The 19352-nt window shown below is 42.0% G+C and carries 16 protein-coding genes; 3 read left to right on the plus strand and 13 right to left on the minus strand.

Features of this window, described 5'->3' with window-relative positions; genetic code table 11:
* Position 1: 1 nt before the first annotated feature.
* The 11 genes from cyoE to BFP72_RS14470 all read right to left on the minus strand — a co-directional run bounded on the left by cyoE (position 2) and on the right by BFP72_RS14470 (position 14243).
* A complete protein-coding gene (gene cyoE / locus BFP72_RS14420; protein WP_099599806.1) occupies positions 2-895 on the minus strand; it encodes a heme o synthase in 894 nt (297 codons plus the stop codon).
* A gap of 4 nt (positions 896-899) precedes the next feature.
* Positions 900-1958: a heme A synthase gene (locus tag BFP72_RS14425; RefSeq protein WP_099599807.1), complete on the minus strand. Its 1059-nt coding sequence runs from the start codon at positions 1956-1958 to the stop codon at positions 900-902.
* Positions 1958-3799, minus strand: a complete 1842-nt coding sequence (locus tag BFP72_RS14430; RefSeq protein ID WP_099599808.1) for a cbb3-type cytochrome c oxidase subunit I — start codon at positions 3797-3799, stop codon at positions 1958-1960. The genes BFP72_RS14425 and BFP72_RS14430 overlap by 1 nt, the downstream gene beginning before the upstream one ends.
* Positions 3800-3809: 10 nt before the next feature.
* Positions 3810-4865: a cytochrome c oxidase subunit II gene (locus BFP72_RS14435; protein ID WP_099599809.1), complete on the minus strand. Its 1056-nt coding sequence runs from the start codon at positions 4863-4865 to the stop codon at positions 3810-3812.
* A gap of 33 nt (positions 4866-4898) precedes the next feature.
* Positions 4899-6221: a quinol:cytochrome C oxidoreductase gene (locus tag BFP72_RS14440; RefSeq protein ID WP_099599810.1), complete on the minus strand. Its 1323-nt coding sequence runs from the start codon at positions 6219-6221 to the stop codon at positions 4899-4901.
* A 21-nt stretch (positions 6222-6242) separates the two neighbouring features.
* A complete protein-coding gene (locus tag BFP72_RS14445; protein ID WP_369824126.1) occupies positions 6243-6866 on the minus strand; it encodes a cytochrome c in 624 nt (207 codons plus the stop codon).
* A gap of 24 nt (positions 6867-6890) precedes the next feature.
* A complete protein-coding gene (locus BFP72_RS14450) occupies positions 6891-7418 on the minus strand; it encodes a DUF3341 domain-containing protein (protein ID WP_099599812.1) in 528 nt (175 codons plus the stop codon).
* A 1-nt stretch (position 7419) separates the two neighbouring features.
* Positions 7420-8784 carry an NrfD/PsrC family molybdoenzyme membrane anchor subunit gene (gene nrfD / locus BFP72_RS14455; protein WP_099599813.1) on the minus strand — a complete coding sequence of 455 codons (1365 nt, stop codon included), beginning with the start codon at positions 8782-8784 and terminating at the stop codon, positions 7420-7422.
* Between the two features lie 14 nt (positions 8785-8798).
* Entirely contained in the window at positions 8799-11879 is a 3081-nt protein-coding gene (locus BFP72_RS14460) for a TAT-variant-translocated molybdopterin oxidoreductase (protein WP_099599814.1), read from the minus strand.
* Positions 11880-11915: 36 nt separating this feature from the next.
* Positions 11916-13079 carry a c-type cytochrome gene (locus BFP72_RS14465; protein WP_255397225.1) on the minus strand — a complete coding sequence of 388 codons (1164 nt, stop codon included), beginning with the start codon at positions 13077-13079 and terminating at the stop codon, positions 11916-11918.
* Positions 13080-13571: 492 nt separating this feature from the next.
* Positions 13572-14243, minus strand: a complete 672-nt coding sequence (locus BFP72_RS14470; RefSeq protein ID WP_099599816.1) for an aspartate kinase — start codon at positions 14241-14243, stop codon at positions 13572-13574.
* A gap of 111 nt (positions 14244-14354) precedes the next feature.
* Here BFP72_RS14470 and lysA point away from each other — a divergent pair, with 111 nt between their 5' ends.
* The 3 genes from lysA to BFP72_RS14485 all read left to right on the plus strand — a co-directional run bounded on the left by lysA (position 14355) and on the right by BFP72_RS14485 (position 18163).
* The gene (lysA, locus tag BFP72_RS14475; protein ID WP_099599817.1) at positions 14355-15527 is read left to right on the plus strand and encodes a diaminopimelate decarboxylase; all 1173 of its coding nucleotides are present in this window, start codon (positions 14355-14357) and stop codon (positions 15525-15527) included.
* Positions 15528-15733: 206 nt separating this feature from the next.
* A complete protein-coding gene (locus BFP72_RS14480; protein WP_099599818.1) occupies positions 15734-16855 on the plus strand; it encodes a hypothetical protein in 1122 nt (373 codons plus the stop codon).
* Positions 16856-16936: 81 nt separating this feature from the next.
* Entirely contained in the window at positions 16937-18163 is a 1227-nt protein-coding gene (locus BFP72_RS14485) for a pyridoxal phosphate-dependent aminotransferase family protein (protein ID WP_099599819.1), read from the plus strand.
* Positions 18164-18228: 65 nt separating this feature from the next.
* Here BFP72_RS14485 and BFP72_RS14490 read toward each other — a convergent pair whose 3' ends face one another.
* Positions 18229-18918, minus strand: a complete 690-nt coding sequence (locus tag BFP72_RS14490) for a DUF6048 family protein (protein ID WP_143520086.1) — start codon at positions 18916-18918, stop codon at positions 18229-18231.
* Positions 18893-19351, minus strand: coding sequence for a DUF6452 family protein (locus tag BFP72_RS14495; protein ID WP_099599821.1), 459 nt, complete (start codon positions 19349-19351; stop codon positions 18893-18895). Before BFP72_RS14495 ends, BFP72_RS14490 begins: the two co-directional genes overlap by 26 nt.
* Between the last annotated feature and the right edge of the window lies 1 nt (position 19352).

The raw sequence follows: 19352 nt of genomic DNA on the forward strand, positions 1-19352 counted from the left end.
ACTATATCTTATCTAATAAAAAGGCGATCTGCACAATTGGCAGATACAAAAATGAACCAAACATAATTTTCAAAGCTGCTTTGTCAGAATTGTCCCGCATCAAACTAAAGGTCTGGGCCAAAAAACCCACACCACATATCGTAGCGATAATCGCCGAATTGATACCCGTGATCCCAAAGTAAGCCGGCAACAAACCCAAAGGCAACAAAAACAATGTATAAACCATTATATTGATCGCAGTATTCAAATCCTTTTTGCCTTGATTTGGGAGCAGCTTAAACCCCGCTTTTTTATAATCTTTATCTGCAACCCAAGCAATCGCCCAAAAATGAGGAAACTGCCAAATAAACTGTATACCAAAAATAATCAATGCCTCATGACTGATAGTTCCCGTAGCAGCTACCCAACCCAACAATGGTGGCAATGCCCCTGGTATCGCTCCCACAAATACTGCTATAGGGCCTACTCGCTTGAGCGGAGTATACAAAAAACTATACAAAATCAATGAAATCAACGACAGTATGGCTGTCATTGGGTTAGTTGTCACATACAGCAATGTTAATCCCACTATTGCTACCAGTATAGCATAAACAATAGCTTCATTCTTAGAAATTTTACCTGTAGGCAATGGACGAGATTTAGTACGCTCCATCATCGCGTCATAACTGACTTCTATCACTTGATTGATTGTCACAGAAGCCCCTGACACCAAAAAACCACCTAAGGACAACAAGGCCAGTGTCATCCAGTTTACATCCGAATGGGAAGCCAGCATGTAACCAAACCCCGACGAAAAGGCTACTAAAAACGACAACCTAGGCTTCAACAACTCTATGTATGCCGAAAACTTGCTCATACTACTTACCGCCAACACTTCCATGTTTTCACTATGCATATTCCTATGTTAAATCAGTTGATTTCTCACTGATGATTAAATACAAAAAGTACTGAACACCAAAAATAACTAGTGCCAAGAGTAGATGTACAGGCTGGATAAAATAAGGCAAAGCAAAATACGACAAAACCACCCCTGTCATAATTTCCAACACCACTAAAACCAACAAGCTCCAAACGTAATTTTTCGCCATTGGAAAACTCTTCACACTCTTGGTCAATCGATATATCAATATCCCATGCAGCAGCAAAAGGATAATAGAATACGATCTATGGATGTAAAATATAATACCCAATTGATCGATCCACTCCCACCGGCTTGCCTCGCCCAACTTGATCGCTATCAAGTCTACGGCTTCACGTACCTGTGTGCCCAACAATACCTGCGCAAAGAATAGAATCATACATACACGCAGTAGCCTTCTTACTTTGAAAGGCTTATAGTCGACTACTCCCTCAATATGATTTTTCCTCGTGTGAAATCGTGTATAAATCAACAACGCAATCAGAGCAATTGCCAATACCATATGGAAAGTAATCAGTCCTGGCAGCAAATTGGTACTCACCACTAGAGACCCGGTCCATCCTTGAAAAATCACCAAAACCAAAGCGCTCAAAGATAGGAATACCACTCCCTTGTCAGAGGCCCAATATGTCCAAGAAAAGACGCAACACAGAATGATCAAAAATCCAATCAATACACCCACCAAGCGGTTGATGTATTCGATCCATGTCTTGGTAAAATTAAACTCCTGCTCCTTCTGAACGGACTCTCCATCAACCACTTCCTGAGCCAATTGAGTCAAACCAATAGCATCAAGCACCGAGGCGAGCCTTTCGTTTTTTTCAATCCGCTTCTGTGCATAGATTTCCTGATAATCATCAGGCAATTGACTCACATCTGTCGGAGGTGTATAAGATCCAAAACATTTGGGCCAATCCGGACACCCCATACCTGACCCTGTACTACGAACAATGCCGCCTACTAAGATTAATAAGTAAACGGCAATGATCGTAATTAAATTAAATCTTCTAAATAACCCTTTATTAGGCTCTTTTTTCATTAGACCTTTTCATTCTTCGCTTCTTCAGCTTCATGAGGTAGGTTGGATTCAGGTGTATTTGAATAAGGAACAGTCTGAGGAATAAAATCAGAGGCTGAACCCGGCTTGCTATAGTCATATGGCCATCTGTACACCGTCGGAATCTCACCTGGCCAGTTACCGTGACCTGGTTCTCTTGGAGTCGTCCACTCGAGCGTATTAGATTCCCATGGATTCAACGAAGCCTTCTTGCCTCTATACATACTGTAGAAGAAGTTGAACAAGAAGATGAACTGCGCACTAAATGTCAAAATAGCAGCAACCGTTACGAACATGTTCAAATCTGCAAAATCCGAAAAAGCATCAAAATTGGTGAATGAATAATAACGTCTTGGGAATCCTGCAATACCGATGTAGTGCAATGGGAAAAACACCATATATACCCCCACAAAAGTCAACCAGAAGTGAATATAGCCCAATTTTTCATCTAGCATTCTACCAAACATCTTAGGGAACCAGTGGTAAATCCCTGCCACCATACCAAAGAATGCAGCACTACCCATCACTAGGTGAAAGTGAGCCACTACAAAGTAGGTGTCATGTAAGAAAATATCCAGTGCCGAATTTCCTAAAAATATACCTGTAACACCACCGGATATAAACAAAGACACCAAACCTATCGAGAACAACATCGCTGTGGTGAAGCGGATGTTACCCTGCCATAGAGTGGTTATATAGTTGAAGGCTTTGATCGCTGAAGGTACAGCAATAACCAACGTCAATATCATAAAAATAGATCCCAAGAATGGGCTCATACCTGTCACAAACATATGGTGAGCCCATACGACAAAAGATAAGACCCCAATCCCCATCAGAGACGCAATCATAGCTCTATAACCAAAAATAGGCTTACGTGAATTGGTAGAAATGATCTCAGAACTAATCCCCAAAGCCGGCATAATAATAATGTAAACCTCTGGGTGACCTAGGAACCAAAACAAATGTTGAAACAAAATTGGGCTACCTCCAGTGTTAGGCAATGCCTCTCCCCCTATAAAAATATCAGAAAGATAAAAGCTAGTTCCAAATGATCTATCGAAGACTAACAGCAAGGCTGCTGCTACCAATACTGGAAATGACAACAAACCAAGAACAGCCGTCAAGAAAAACGCCCAGATAGTCAATGGCATTTTAGTAAATGACATCCCTTTGGTTCTCAAGTTGATCACCGTACTGATATAGTTGATACCTCCCAAAAGCTGGGATGCGATAAAGAAAACCATCGAAACCAACCATAGTGTCATTCCCAACCCCGAACCAGATATGGCCTGTGGCAATGCACTCAACGGAGGGTAAATCGTCCATCCTCCTGCCGCTGGGCCAGTAGAGATGAATAACGAAATGAACATGATAATACTGGACAACATGAAAAACCAAAAAGACAGCATATTCATGAATCCAGAAGCCATATCTCTCGCGCCAATCTGTAAAGGAATCAAGAAGTTACTAAAGGTACCACTCAAACCAGCCGTCAACACAAAGAACACCATGATCGTACCATGCATGGTCACTAGTGCCAAATAAAACTCCGTGTCAATTTTGCCCGCATCCGTGATCCACTCACCCAGCAATGGCCTCAACCACTCCAAATTCATGTCCGGAAAACCAAGCTGCAACCTAAAAATGATAGAAAGCCCACCACCAATGATTGCCCAAAAAATACCAGCTATCAAAAACTGCTTACCAATGACTTTGTGATCTTGTGAGAAAATATAATTTGTCACAAAATTGCCATGATGCTCATGCTCATCATGTGCAGCATGATCTACATGCTCATCTAATTGTACTTCAGTAACTGCCATATCTCTTCTATTATAGTGAAGCTTGCGCTTCCTCAATCTCTTCTTTTGCCACTGCAGTCTCGATTGGACTTACAGTCTCTATTCTCGATAAATATTCAGGATTCTTAGACAACCATGACTTCTGCGAAGCCTTCCACTTCTCGTACTCTGCAGGTTCATCCACTACGATCGTAGCTCTCATCGCAAAATGCCCTTTTCCACAAATCTTGTTACATACAAGCTCATATGTAAAATCTGGGTTCCCAGTCTCAGCAGCCATATCAGCTGTAGACTTAGTCGGTACAAACCAAAATTGTGTAGGCATACCTGGTACCGCATTCATCTGTAATCTAAAGTGCGGCACATAAACACTGTGAATCACATCTCTTGCTCTAATTTTGAACAGAACTGGCTTTCCTTTAGGAATATGAATCTCTCGAGGCAAGAAATCATCTTTGGAATACTGATTGCTAAAGTCCACCCCTAACTTGTTGTCTGTATCAATCAATTTATAGTCGCTCGGCCCCAATTTACCGTCAGGACCAGGATAGCGAGAGGACCATGCATATTGGTACCCAAACACCTCAATTACCTCTGCATTTTCAGGTGCTTGATCCGTTATTTTCACCCAAGCCTTGAAACCTGAAAAAATCAACAATGCCAAAACAATGGCAGGAACGATCGTCCATATCAACTCTAACTTGTCATTGTGAGGGTAAAAATTAGCCACGTTGCCTGGTTTATGCTGGTATCGATATGCAAACCAAAACAAAACGATGTGAGTAAGTATAAATGCCGCTGTAGTGATCGCCGTAGTGATCCAAAACAACTTGAAGGTCACCGCACCGTGCTCAGAAGCTACTGGTACAGTGTAGCGATCAAACTGCGTATACGAGTAGCCGAAAAACAAAACTATACCTGCAACCAAGAAAACAAGAAACAATGCAGCATTGATCTTATTACTCTTTCCTAAAGACGCTCCGTCTTTACTTCCCCTTACTACTTGTACCAGTGTATGGGCTCTAAATATGGTCACCAATATGGCTCCAATTAGAATTACCGATACTAAGATTACAAAATTCAGCATGCCTATTTATATATTTTAATTTCTTACTATCTATTAAATATGATGATTCAATGCCTCATTGTACATCGGGTGATTCTTTGCAACCAAAGGATGTTTGGCCAATGAGTGTAACACGACATAGACGAATGTAGAAGCATAAATCAACATCAAGCCCACTTCTAGGAATCCAAAATCTCCGTTTTCCTTCAACACACCTGGAGTGATCATCAAATAGAAATCAAACCAATGCCCCACCAAAACAATTGGGCAAACCACCTTCAAAATTCGTGCATGCCTCTTGGAATCACGTGTCATCAACAACAAGAATGGTAAAACAAAGTTTACAATCAAATTCATGAAGAATATCTTAGAGTAGAAATCGCTTTTCAATCGCTCTACAAAATAAATGGTCTCTTCTGGAATATTGGCATAGTAAATCAAAAGGAACTGAGAGAACCAAATGTACGTCCAAAAAATACTGAAGCCCCATACAAACTTACCTAGGTCATGCAAATGATTTGCATTGACGACTGACAAGTACCCCTTGTCTTTGAGCAACACTGCCACAAAAGTGATGAATGCCAAACCTGAAACCCACCAACTGGCAAACACATACCAACCAAACATGGTAGAAAACCAGTGAGGATCTATGGACATCACCCAATCCCAAGCCGCGATAGAAGAAGAGTAACCAAAGAATACAATAAATATAGCAGACAACCCTACCAATTTCTTCCATCGAGTCGTACCACCTTCAATATCTTCGGCCAACATATGTTTTCTGATTTGGATGAAAAGCACATACCATACACCAAAGAAAATAACCATTCTCGCCATATAAAAACCGAAGTTCAAATAGCCTTTCTTATTGTAAATCACTTCATCAAAATCAGCACTGTTCACATCATAAAGTGAAGCATGCGTCCAGTGAAACAGTTCGTGGTTAGATGTCAACCATACCACAATCATCAACACTGCAGCAATCGGCAAGTAACTGGCCATTGCCATAGGAATTCTTTTGACACCCACAGACCAACCTGCTTGCGCCACATACTGTATACAAATGAAAAACACACCAATGATCGCCAATCCTGTAAAGTACAGGTTATTGATCCAAAGATTCGCCTTCAATCTGTGCACCCAACTATATTCTGCATGATGCTCACCACCTGCTTCGGTAGCATGCTCGCCATGTGTTGCATGATCACCAGCGTGTGTGGCTGCAGTCTCTACCGCATGCTCCGCACCGTGACTATCATGGTGTCCTACAGAGTTCATCAATACAACTCCTAAAACAGCCAAGACTATCCCTACTGCCAGCGTAATAAAAAGGTTCTTCTTAGCTCCCGCTGAAAATATATATTTCTCGTCGCTCATCTTTCTTTACTATTTTAAGAATTATTGTTTTTGAAGAGTTTGAACATAACGAACGATTTTCCATCGTTCCTCAATACTGAGCTGCGAAGCATGTGAGCCCATTCTGCCTTTACCGTAAGTGATCACGTGAAAAATATGCCCTTCAGGCTTGTCCTTCACTGCTCTAGATGTATATGGAGTCACCCCTTTGAACTTCTGTCCTACAGGGCCATCGCCCAGACCTTGATCACCATGACAATGCCAGCAAAATCGTGTAAAAAGAACTTTCCCTTCTGCCAGTACTTCGTCAGTCTCCGGGAGTGGATTGGTCATCACTCTACCTGCCAATTCAATAGAATCCTTTGGTATTCTATAAGGCAGTGATTCACCTCTTCGTACCGTATTAGTCACAGGTTCTCTCATGTTCATTGCATGAGGGTTATTAGGATTTGAAGTATAGAACTCAGCAGGGCCTCCTTCTTGAGAAGTCAACCATCTACCAGCTTCTGTATCTGTGACCTGTGCCAAACCTTCGTAAGGAACTGAGTGATACATCTGTGGAGCATATTCCACACCCGTTTCATCTACTCCCGCAGCACATGACGTCAGCACATAAGCTCCCACTGCAACTGCAATTCCTTTAATATATGTATTCAATTTCATCATTTCGTAATTTCGACTCCAGTTGAATTATTCAAAACTTTTGTTATTGACCTCTTGGGCCCCTGATGCCTCCAGCGCCTTTTTGATTTCGTCTTCACTCATTGAGTTTTTATCCAGATCAATTGCCACAATGTGCTTATCATCTGTTATTCTCAAATCAAATATTCTTGGCTTTGCCCAAGGCTTGAGGTTACTCACTACGAAGAAAGTACCACACATCCCAAATGCTCCCAACAATACGGTCAACTCAAAGGTCACAGGAATGAAAGTTGGAAACGGAAAGAAATCTTTACCCCCAATAATCATCGGCCAATCAAAAGTCATCATACCAATCTGCATGGTCAAAGCCAATGTGGTACCTAGCAATCCAAAAATGAAAGCTGCGATAGACAACCTTGACCCCTTGTATCCCAACACATCGTCTATTCCATGAACAGGAAATGGAGAAAACACTTCGTAAATCTTAACTCCGCTTTGACGTACATCCTTGATTGCCTTCAGCAACAAGTCTTCGTCATCATATACACCAAGTACAAAATTCTTATTTCCGCTCATTTTATTTGTCAGTTTTTTCTCCAGTAGCTTTTACAATACTTTTCACCTCAGCCATGTTGATCACAGGGAAGAACTTAGCAAACAAGAAGAAGAGTGTAAAAAACAATCCAAATGTGAAAATATACACACCCATATCCACCCAAGTAGGGTAGAACATCGCCCAAGAAGAAGGCAAGAAGTCTCTATGAAGTGAAGTAACAATAATTACAAATCGCTCAAACCACATCCCGATGTTCACAATGATTGAAATCACAAATGTCGCTGCAATGTTTGTTCTGATTTTCTTGAACCAGAACAGTTGTGGGGAGATCACGTTACAAGTCATCATAGAGAAATATGCCCATGCGTAAGGACCACTTACTCTATTGAGGAATGCGTACTGCTCTCCCTCTACTCCAGAATACCAAGCAATGAAAAGCTCAGTAATGTAGGCCACTCCTACAATAGACCCTGTCACCATGATGATGATGTTCATCAACTCCATGTGCTGCATTGTAATATAGTCTTCCAATTTGTACACTCGGCGTGTCACCAAAAGCAACGTCAATACCATGGCAAATCCAGAGAAGATCGCTCCTGCCACAAAGTATGGAGGAAAAATCGTCGTATGCCATCCAGGTATCACCGAAGTAGCAAAGTCAAAGGATACAATGGTGTGAACAGATAGTACAAGAGGTGTTGCCAACCCCGCCAATACTAAGGCAACGGTTTCGTACCTAGACCAAGTCTTGGCGGCACCATCCCATCCAAAACTCAAGGTTCCGTATATTTTTTGTCTTAGTCCCGTCGCTCTATCTCTGATCGTAGCAAAATCGGGAATCAAACCGATATACCAAAAGACGAGAGAAACCGAAAAATAAGTTGAAATCGCAAACACATCCCAAAGAAGCGGGGAATTGAAGTTTACCCAAAGTGACCCATAGGTGTTCGGTAATGGCAGAGCCCAAATTCCTCCAATCCATGGTCGCCCCATGTGGAGAAGTGGAAACTGCAAAGCACAAATAACCGCAAAAATGGTCATTGCTTCTGCTGCTCTGTTGATAGACATTCTCCATCGCTGTCTGAAAAGCAACAAAATGGCTGAGATCAATGTACCGGCGTGACCAATACCTACCCACCATACAAAGTTGGTGATATCCCAGGCCCAGCCGACAGTCTTATTCAGACCCCAGCTACCAATACCATCCCATACGAGACGGAAGACAGCATAAGCGCCGAAGGTCAACAAGCCAAGCGATATCGCCATGGCTAGCAACCAAGACTTGGCTGGTTTCTCCTCTACTCTACTGCAAATGTCGTCAGTTACGTCGTGAACTGTTTTCCCCCCTGTGACGAGAGGTTTACGAACTACTGCTTCTGCGTGCATATTAATCTAATTTATTAACCTTGCTTTTCGTTTTCCTTGTTTCTAATCTTCGTGAAGTACCAAACGTTTGGTTTCACAGAGAGCTCTTCCAATACATGGTAAGCTCTAGGCTCTTTCACTTCTGGTCCATTCTCACCTTCCTCTAGTTTCAACAACTTAGAGATTTTAGAATTAGGATCCTTCATATCACCGAAGACAAGCGCCTCGGTAGGACAAGAAGCCGCACATGCAGAAGTAATCTCACCATCCACTGGTCTTCTTCCTTCCATTTTTGCACTTAGCTTACCTGCCTGAATTCTCTGAACACAGAAAGAACACTTCTCCATGACACCTCTTGATCTCACCGTCACGTCTGGGTTCAATACCATTTTACCCAAATCATTGTTCATTGAAGTGTTGTCCGGGAACTGATCATTGTCATGATATTTGAACCAATTGAACCTTCTTACTTTATATGGACAGTTGTTTGCACAATATCTCGTACCTATACATCTGTTGTAGGCCATTTGGTTGAGCCCCTCCGTAGAATGGTTGGTTGCTGCTACGGGACAAACCGTCTCACATGGAGCATTGTTACACTGCTGACACATCATCGGTTGGAAAGTCACTTCTGGATTTTCAGCAGCTACTTCCATCTGAGCATTCTTAGCCATTGCGCCATCAGTACCGTCCACAATCTCCTGATCGAAGCTATAGTACCTATCGATTCTCAACCATGTCATTTCTCTACGGTTGAGCACCTCTTCTTTACCCACTACAGGAACGTTGTTTTCTGCTTGACATGACACTGTACATGATCCACAACCCGTACATGAGTTCAAATCAATGGTCATCCCCCAGTGATGGTTTGGATACTCATGTCCAGACCATAAAGAAATTGCTCCTGGCTTTTCCTTACCTGAATAGGTTGAAATCATTGGGTTGTACCGGCCTGCTCCTGCATCCTTTTGGTACTTGGAAAGAATAGATTCTTGAATCACATTCTCTCTCCCCATATATGTCTGATGAGTTTGTGTTTGAGCTATACGATATTCTTCACCGCTCATTTCCACTTTGACACCAGAGGTAATATTCAAATCTTGCGTTCCTGACTTGTAGCTAATCAATGGGTAGGCGTTAACTCCTACACCGTTGGCTACTTTTCCACCCTTGGTTCTACCAAATCCGATTGCCACTCCAACAGTCCCTTTGGCCTGCCCTGGCTGCACCAATGCAGGCAACTTGAGTGACTGATTTCCTACAGTCAAAGTAACCAACTGAGTCTTCATATCTCCTAGAACAAGACCCAATTCCTCAGCCATAGCAGGAGAAATAGTCAGGTAATTGTCCCAAACCGCTTTAGTAATCGGATCAGGCATCTCTTGCAACCACGGGTTGTTCGCCTGAGTACCATTACCCACTGCATAGTTTTCATATACCGCGAGTTCAATCGCAGAACCAGTAGTAGTAACCGCAGCAGCTGCAGCACTCACATCCCCACTGAAGACCACAGCCTCACTTGATATTTCTTTTTCGATCACTCCATCTTGGAGCGTCTTATCCCAGAATCCTTGCACATCACCAGATTGATCAGCCGTCCATCTTCCTTTCACATAGTCAAAGTAAGAGGTGCTATTTCCTGCCCACGCCAAGAAAGATTCTCCCGCTTGTCTTGTATCAAACAACGGTGAAATGGTAGGTTGTGAAAAGCTAAACTTGCCCGTTACTGCCTCAAAATCATTCCATGACTCCAAATAGTGGTTATCAGGAGCAATCACCTGCACCAAAGAAGCTGTCTCATCCTTACGATCGGAAGTAGAAAGCGTAAATTTCGCTTTCTTCAACCCCTCTGCCAATTGGGCCCCAAGAGCATGATCATAAACTGGGTTACAGTTATAAAACAAAACTCCATCGTAGTTCCCTGCATTGAGACTCTTGATGAAGTTTACAATTTCTTTATCGTTTCCTTTTCTTGTATTGACAACAGAAGATAAATCTATCGTAGTGCCATAGCACCCCAATAGGCTATTGATTCCATTGACAATCATTTGCACATTGGCATCATTTGATCCAGACACGATCAATGACTTCCCTTTGCTTGCCCAAAGATCCTTTGCTGCCCTGCCCAGTACTGCGGAGTCTGCTACTTTAGGAGCTGTAATCGATGAGGCTCCTGCTTTAGCCGCCAACAGGTTGTACAAGTTGGCAATGTACGCTGCCTGCTGAGAAGGTTTGATCGCTACACGATAATCAGCGTTTGACCCTGTCAATGAGAGATTGGACTCAAATGAATACAATCTAGACATGGTCTTTTTCTTATCTGACAATTTTCTTGTTTGTGCAAATTGCTTGCTATGCAAAGTGTGATTCATCCAGTTGCCCAAGAAATCCGCATCAAATGACACGATCGTATCGGCTTGACTGAAATCATATGAAGGAACCACTCGCTTGCCAAAAGACTGCTCGTTGGCAGCTAGCATACCACTGAAAGAAACTTGATCGTATTGAAAATGCTCAACACCTGCATACTTTGCTTTGAGTTCGTCGATAGCTGCTAACGTGGATGGAGAAAACACTGAGTTACTCACCAAAGCAATTTTGCCCGCCGCAGAAAGCTTGGCTACCACTTCCTTGTCTAAATCAGCCCAAGTCGTAGCTTTTCCATTCAACTCTGGCCCTGTCAACCTTTCTTTATCATATAGAGAAAGTACAGAAGCCTCCACTTGTGATGAAGTCCCACCTGCACTGATACTTGAGAGCTTATTGCCACCTATCTTGATTGGTCTCCCCTCTCTTGTCTTCACCACTACACTACAATAATCGCTACCATTGACATAGGTCGATGCGTAGTAGTTAGGAATACCCGGATCCACATCCGTTGGCTTATTCAAGTAAGGGATAGCCTTTCTGACAGGAGTCTCACAAGCCGCCAGTGATGCCGCAGCAACACCAAAGCCCATCAACTTCAAAAAGTCCCTTCTACTTGCACCATTTCCTTCAGATTCACCATTAATCGGCAAATACTCAGGAAATTCTTTTTCAGCATTTTTCTCGAATTCTGGATTTTTGGTCAATTCCTCTAATCCTTTCCAGTATTGCTTTTTGGTTTCTTTCATTTTATGATATCTATCCCAAATATTCTTTTCAAATAATTAATAGTGACACTTAGCGCACTCAAGTCCGCCATTGTCTTCAACCTTCATTGGTTCTTTGCTATGCTCAGCATGCAATTCGACTAGGTTGTCATAGTATTCATTGCCTTTGGCATTGATATCAGTCTCTCTATGACAGTTGATACACCATCCCATAGTCAAAGGAGCATATTGATACACCACGTCCATCTCCTCGATAGGCCCATGACATGTTTGACACTCTATTTCGCCTACAGCGACGTGTTGGGAGTGATTGAAATATGCCAAATCCGGCAAATTGTGAATTCTCACCCATTCAATTGGTTGATTATTTTCCACAGCAGCATATATCTTCTGGATCTCTGGAGATTCCGTCTTGATGGCTGAGTGACAATTCATACAGATGTTAGGTGAAGGGATATTAGCATTTTTACTCTTTCTCACCCCCGTGTGACAGTAGTTACAATCGATTTGATTGTCTCCTGCATGGATTTTGTGAGAGAATGCAATAGGCTGAGTAGGTTCATAACCTTGCTGCACACCGATAGTAAACAAACCATCGATGACTGCCTTCAGTACGATCGCAGTAAATATGAATGCAACCAATCCTAAGAAAGCATTGCTCTTGACCAATGCGCCTACATCGAATGTTTGACTTACAATTTCTTGATCTTCTTCAGCTAGACCATCCTTCTGTGCCAAATACTTCTTCAACAAAGAGATGATCATCGCCAGCACCACAAGGATCAATACCAAGATGATCATAATAGCAATCATCAGTACATTGACCAAACCAGAAGGCTCCTCTACAGCAGCAGACGCTCCTCCAGCATCAGTCGTAGCGACTGCTGCTGCCTCAGGTGCTTTGTTTGATTCTGCTTTGAGATAAGCCACTATCGACAGTATCTCGTCATCAGAAAAATCAAAAGATGTCATTTCAGTTTTATTGTACTCCTCGTACAACTTCACTGCATATTCATCTCCTCCCTTGATTACTTTCTGAGAATTTTGGACAAACGCCGTAATCCACGCAACATCTCTCCGCTTGTGCACGTCCTTGAGTGCAGGACCAACTACTTTTTCATTGACCGCATGACATACCGTACAATTGGCCTTGAACAATTTTTCTCCGCTAGATATTACTGCCTCATCGCTCGGTATATCACCACCGGCTTCTTGCGCCACAGCTACATTTTGAGTCAATAAAACTGAAAAAATTAGTGATAGGAACAACACGCACTTGAAGGTGTTACGCCCCTTAATAGAATAGTAACTATATTTTTTTAACATCAGTTTTTGCTTTCCTTTTATACAAAAAAGTGGATGCAAATGTAGGCACGGGTTTTTCAATTTCAAAGGTAGAATTCGCGCTAAAAACCCATTGTTTCTCGCAACCTCCCTTCAAACATACGTTATTTATTGATTCACAGTGTTTTACATTTAATTTCTAAGTAGTAAATAGCGTTTATTTAGAACTATTACAAATAGAATATTCATCCTGATTAACACACCGTTCTCTTGCCAGTAAAACAACAATAATATATCGATGATTGGGAACAAATACATCTAAATACTATAGCTCTTAGGGTGACCACTCAAACTACCTCAAGCCTATGCCTAAAATGAACGACTCAAATGACTGGCAGCTAGCGGTCAGACCTACACCGAAACGAGTGACTAAATCTCACTATCGTCGGTTTTGATCTTCATCAAAACCGAAAATGCTTCATTTATATTTTTGGATTCCACCACGATTGAAAATTCGTTTGATGTAGAAATCACCTCAATGATATTGATCCCATACCAAGCGATCATTTTGAATATATAATAGTACAACCCATAAGCTCGAACATTGGAAGCCTTGAGCATAACTGTCGCTGAGCTCAAGTCACGATTGCCTGTCAGATATTGCTCCTTTTTGAATATCTGCTCCACCCGCTCCGATATATTGTCACTGATAATGAGTGTACGCTCATACATTCCCTGTGTAAACGAACAATAGGTATCCGGCACATTTTGTATTTCGTGTAGCAATCTCGTCTGATTTTCCGTCAAGGTAGACGAATTCACATACGTATAGGTGGACAAACCAGACCGAACAAATATATCTCCGATATGTGCTCTAAAATTCTTGGGGTTCAGATTGAGCGAATTCATTCCCATCGTAGAGCGCCTCTTGAGCGCCATAAGTATAGATGCCTCTGTCGCTTCTTTCATCAGACCTTTGGAGACGAAAGGCTGCAACATTCGCGCTAAAGACGAGTAATTGATCAACCCCGCATTCATGGCTTCCTCTACAAACGGCATTTTACGGATACCTTCTTCAACAATATCAGATATTTTTTTCATTCTGTTAAGAAATTAACACGATGCAAAGTATATGAAAATATTTCACATTTATTTCACAGCCCCCACGCTAAAAAATACTTTTGTTGAACCAAAAGTGTAAATATTAAAGAAATGGCTATTCAAACACCTTTTTATTACTACGACATAGAATTATTAGAAGCTACGCTCCAGTCTCTCACTGACGCCGTCCCTAGCTCTAACTTCAAGGTGCATTATGCGATCAAAGCAAACGCCGAAGACCGCATACTGAAAACCATACGCAAATATGGGCTTGGAGCGGACTGTGTCAGTGGCAATGAAATCACAAAAGCACTATCTTGTGGATTTGAAGCCAATGAAATCGTCCTTGCAGGAGTAGGTAAAAGTGATGCAGAACTGCACACGGCCATTTCCAATGGCATCCACAGTATCAATTGTGAATCTATTGAAGAGCTAGTCGTTATCAACGAAATCGCAGAACAAAACAACCGAGTGGCTAATATCTCGTTTCGAATCAACCCAAATGTAGATGCCAAAACGCACCATAAAATCACCACTGGACTCAGTGAAAACAAATTTGGTATCCCAATAAGTGAGGTAAGCAGGGCCATCGCAGAAATCAGAAAAATGCCTTTTCTATCCTTATCAGGGATTCATTTTCATATCGGTTCACAAATTTTATCGATGGACCCGTTCATCAAACTATGCAACCAAGTCAATACACTCTTGGATGAAATCGAAGCGGAAGGAATCAACCTAGAGCACATCAATGTAGGCGGAGGTTTGGGTATCGACTATTTGACACCTGACGAAAACCCTATTCCTGATTTTGAAAAATACTTCGCAGTATTCCACGAGCATCTGAATGTCAGAGAGAATCAGACCGTTCATTTTGAACTAGGCCGATCAGTGGTTGCTCAATGTGGCTCTTTGATTTCTAAAGTACTCTATGTCAAAAAAGGTGCGACCAAAAATTTCGCGATCATCGACGCTGGCATGACCGAATTGATCCGTCCTGCACTCTATGACTCATACCACGAAATCGAAAATATCACGGCAGATGCTGCTCTTGGCCAAGATAATTACTCCGTAGTAGGACCAATTTGCGAAAGTTCTGATGTTTTCGGTGAATTAGAAATGCCTATTACGAAAAGAGGTGATATATTGCAGATCAAATCAGCGGGAGCCTACGGACAAGTCCTCAGTTCCAACTACAATTTGAGAGATAGTGCACTAGCGTATTACTCAGACGAAAATGACTTAAAGAGCTACATCGGACAAACAAAAGAGTCCGCCTTGGCCTAAAATACTGAATAAGTAGTTTAACGACTCGGAAAGGGCAGAAGTGATTCTGCTCTTTTTTTTTACCCTACTCACCCAGGAAACAAAGCCCCTCTCTGCCCTTCTCCTTCTCAAATGACTAAACAACATCAAAGGAGTAAAGGAATAAAGTACGAATCGTATATCTTTGCGCGATGTTCCAGTTTCTGACCCATGCCTAATCACACCTGATGACGACAATCAAACAAGCAACAAGCAAACAAGACATTAAGCAATTCATTGATTTCCCACATGACTTGTATGCGAATGACCCACAATATGTCCCCGAGCTATTTATGGCGCAAAAAGAAATGCTCGACAAGAAACAATTCCCGTTTTTTCAGCATTCTGAGGCAGACTTCTTTTTGGCTTATCAGGGGAGCAAAGTCGTCGGCCGTATAGCAGCTATCAAAAACAACAACTACATCAACTACACCGACAATCATGTGGGGCATTTCGGTTTTTTTGATGTCATCGAGGACTATGAAGTAGCACAAGCACTTTTTGATACGGCTAAAAACTGGATCACAGACAAAGGCCTTCAGCTCATGGGTGGCCCGTACAACTTCTCTACCAACGAGTCTTGTGGAGTACTCGTCGAGGGATTTGACCTCCCCCCTACCCTGATGATGACGTACAACAAACCGTATTATTCCGAATTCATGGAAAAATATGGGTTTGAGTTGGATATGGATTTACTCTCATATCAAATCTACACCAATGACGTACCCGAAAAGCTCACCCGAATGTCTGGCTTGATCTATGATAGATTGGTAACCAAAGGCATCACTATTCGCAAAGCCAACCTCAAGAAGTTTGACGAAGAGGTAGATAAACTCTACTATGTCTACAACAAGGCGTGGGAAAAGAACTGGGGGTTTGTCCCAATGACAGAAGCAGAATTCAAACATTCGGCAAAAGACCTCAAGCTCATCGCAGATCCAGATTTCTTGCTGATAGCCGAAGCAGAAGGGCAACCTGTTGCATTTTCGCTTAGTCTACCTGACCTCAATCAACCTCTAAAACGGCTCAAAAAGGGCCGATTGTTTCCTTTTGGAATATTTAAACTACTTTATTTCAAAAGAAAGATAAATCGAGTGAGGGTAATCACCCTTGGAATTGTCGAACAATATAGGAAGCTAGGTATTGATGCTTACTTCTATGCCAAGGCCTTTGAAGAATGTAAAAACAAAAACTACGAATACGGAGACGCCTCTTGGATTCTAGAAAACAACGAAATGATGAATAAAGCGTTGAAGAACATCAACGGAAAAATATATAAAAAGCACAGATTGTATAAAAAAGCAATCTGAATCGAGTAAAATCAAATAACAACAGTTGTGTGTATCTTATCTTTAGGCCAAATACACGCAAATAGTAAACTGACTTATTGAATGAGTATTTTAAAAGATCGTCTTGCAAAATACACTTATGCTGACGAAGTGAAGGAAGCAGGGTTGTATCCATATTTTAGAGAAATCGGTTCTAATCAAGATACTGAGGTGATGATCAATGGAAACAAAGTATTGATGTTTGGTTCCAATAGCTATCTTGGACTGACCAATCACCCTAAAGTAAAGCAAGCAGCACAAGATGCCATTGCCAAATATGGCACAGGTTGTGCAGGATCTAGATTCCTCAACGGAACACTGGACCTACATGTAGAGCTCGAAAACAAATTGGCCGAATTTTTCGAAAAGGAAGCAGCTCTCATCTTCAGCACTGGGTTTCAAACCAATTTAGGAGTCATCTCAAGCATGACTGGGAGAAATGACTACATCCTCATCGATGAATTTGATCATGCATCCATAATTGACGGGACGAGACTCTCATTTTCTAAGGTCATCAAATACAAGCACAATGACATGAACTCGCTAGAGCATCAATTGGCCAAGCTCGAACCAGGAGCAGTCAAAATGATCGTTGTAGATGGAATATTCAGCATGGAAGGAGATATTGTCAAACTCCCTGCTATCGTTGATTTGGCTAAAAAATACCACGCAGAAATCATAGTGGACGATGCGCATGCCGTAGGGGTCATCGGCAAAAATGGAGCAGGAACGGCCTCTCATTTTGGCCTAGTGGATGACGTCAGTTTCATCGTTGGCACCTTTAGCAAATCACTGGCATCACTCGGTGGGTTTGTAGCAGGTGACAAAGTAGCCATTGACTACATGAAGCACCATGCTCGTGCACTCATATTTAGTGCTAGCATCCCTCCTTCTTCTGCAGCATGTGCACTGGCAGCCTTGGACTTGATGAAGACGGAGCCTCAGTTGATTGACAAACTATGGGACAATACCAACTACACCATTCAACGTCTGCGAGAGCTAGGGTTTGAAATAGGCCCCACAGAATCTCCTATCATACCGATATACGTCAGAGACAACGAAAAAACATTCAAATTGACGCAATACCTCATTGAAGAAGGCGTATTTGTCAATCCGGTAATCTCTCCTGCTGTCAAAAGTGGAGACTCGCTCATTCGATTCTCCCTCATGTCTTCGCATTCGCATGACCAAATTGATTTTGCGATTGACAAATTGGTAAAAGCAAGAAAGGTCATTGGATTTGGCCAAGAAGCCCATATTCTAGCAGAAAACACTGCGGTTGCCAAATAGAAAAAGTCATATAAAAAGGGGTGAACAATGATTCTCCCCTTTTTTCTTGTTCGTATCGTCCCTCCCTATTCTTTCAAATGCACCCTTTTGGGTTTGGTTTCTATGGGCTTCTTTCGAAACCCAAACCGATAGGTAATGTAATAATTGAACCCAAACACACTACTCTTGTCCGCTTGACCGTAGCCTGGAATCTCATAAGGCTGCAACACTTCATAATCAGACATCCACTTGGCTAACTTGAAACGAACGGTATAGCCCAAAAACAAAGGCCCCACTATTCGTACGTTTAATCCCATCATCGCTTCCATCCAATTGGCGCTCATCCCCTTGTTCTCGTAAGACAAATCCACATTATCCCAATCATCACCTACCACAAAATAATTGATCTCGTCTGTAAAACTAGAATGGGCATACATCAGCCCAAAATAAATACTACTCCTAATTTTACTATAGGGAGTAAAATTCACTTGAGGACCTACTCTAAAAAAATTACCTGAACTCTGATAGTCAAAATTCTCACCATCAGAGTTCAGGTTGCTCCTGCCCCAGTCCACAGCCATGTAGAAATGATCAAAATCAACTTTCGCTTGAAATTCTGTCTGCACGTCACCAGACACCAACCTGGCCATACCCACGACATCTGCGGACAAAAACAACTCTGACGGCTTCCAATCTCGCACCCGCTTCTCTTGAGCCAAACCACTCAAAGCAGAAAGCAATAAGACACAACTAATTATATATTTTAATATTCTCATCGACAGTAATATCTATCGCAGATTGTTCCACACTCACAGAGTCAAATGTATGAAAAGCAACCTTTAATTTAGCGTAATTAAAAAACGGTCCACAACGTTCGGACAGCCACTCCAAATCGCGATCATAAGTCAACTGCAATGTATCTACCGATACACCCGTCAGAAAATAGTAAGTCACAGAGTCCGCCGCAGGGTTCAGCTTGAACGAAAAGTAAGAAAGTGTATCTTCACTATTGTACAAAATGGTATCACTACCCTCTGCACTCACAAAATCGAAACGCAACGTGTCCAGTTCCAAAGAACGCTCATCATAAAACCCTATCACAAACTCGTCGTAAGGTTGCTCCAGACTACAATCGGGATCATCTTTACACGACGACATCACCGCCGAGCACAAGAACATCCACACCACAAGCCACTTCATTTTTTTCATT

It is taken from the genome of Reichenbachiella sp. 5M10 (assembly GCF_002742335.1).
In the GTDB taxonomy this organism is placed as follows: Bacteria; Bacteroidota; Bacteroidia; order Cytophagales; family Cyclobacteriaceae; genus Reichenbachiella.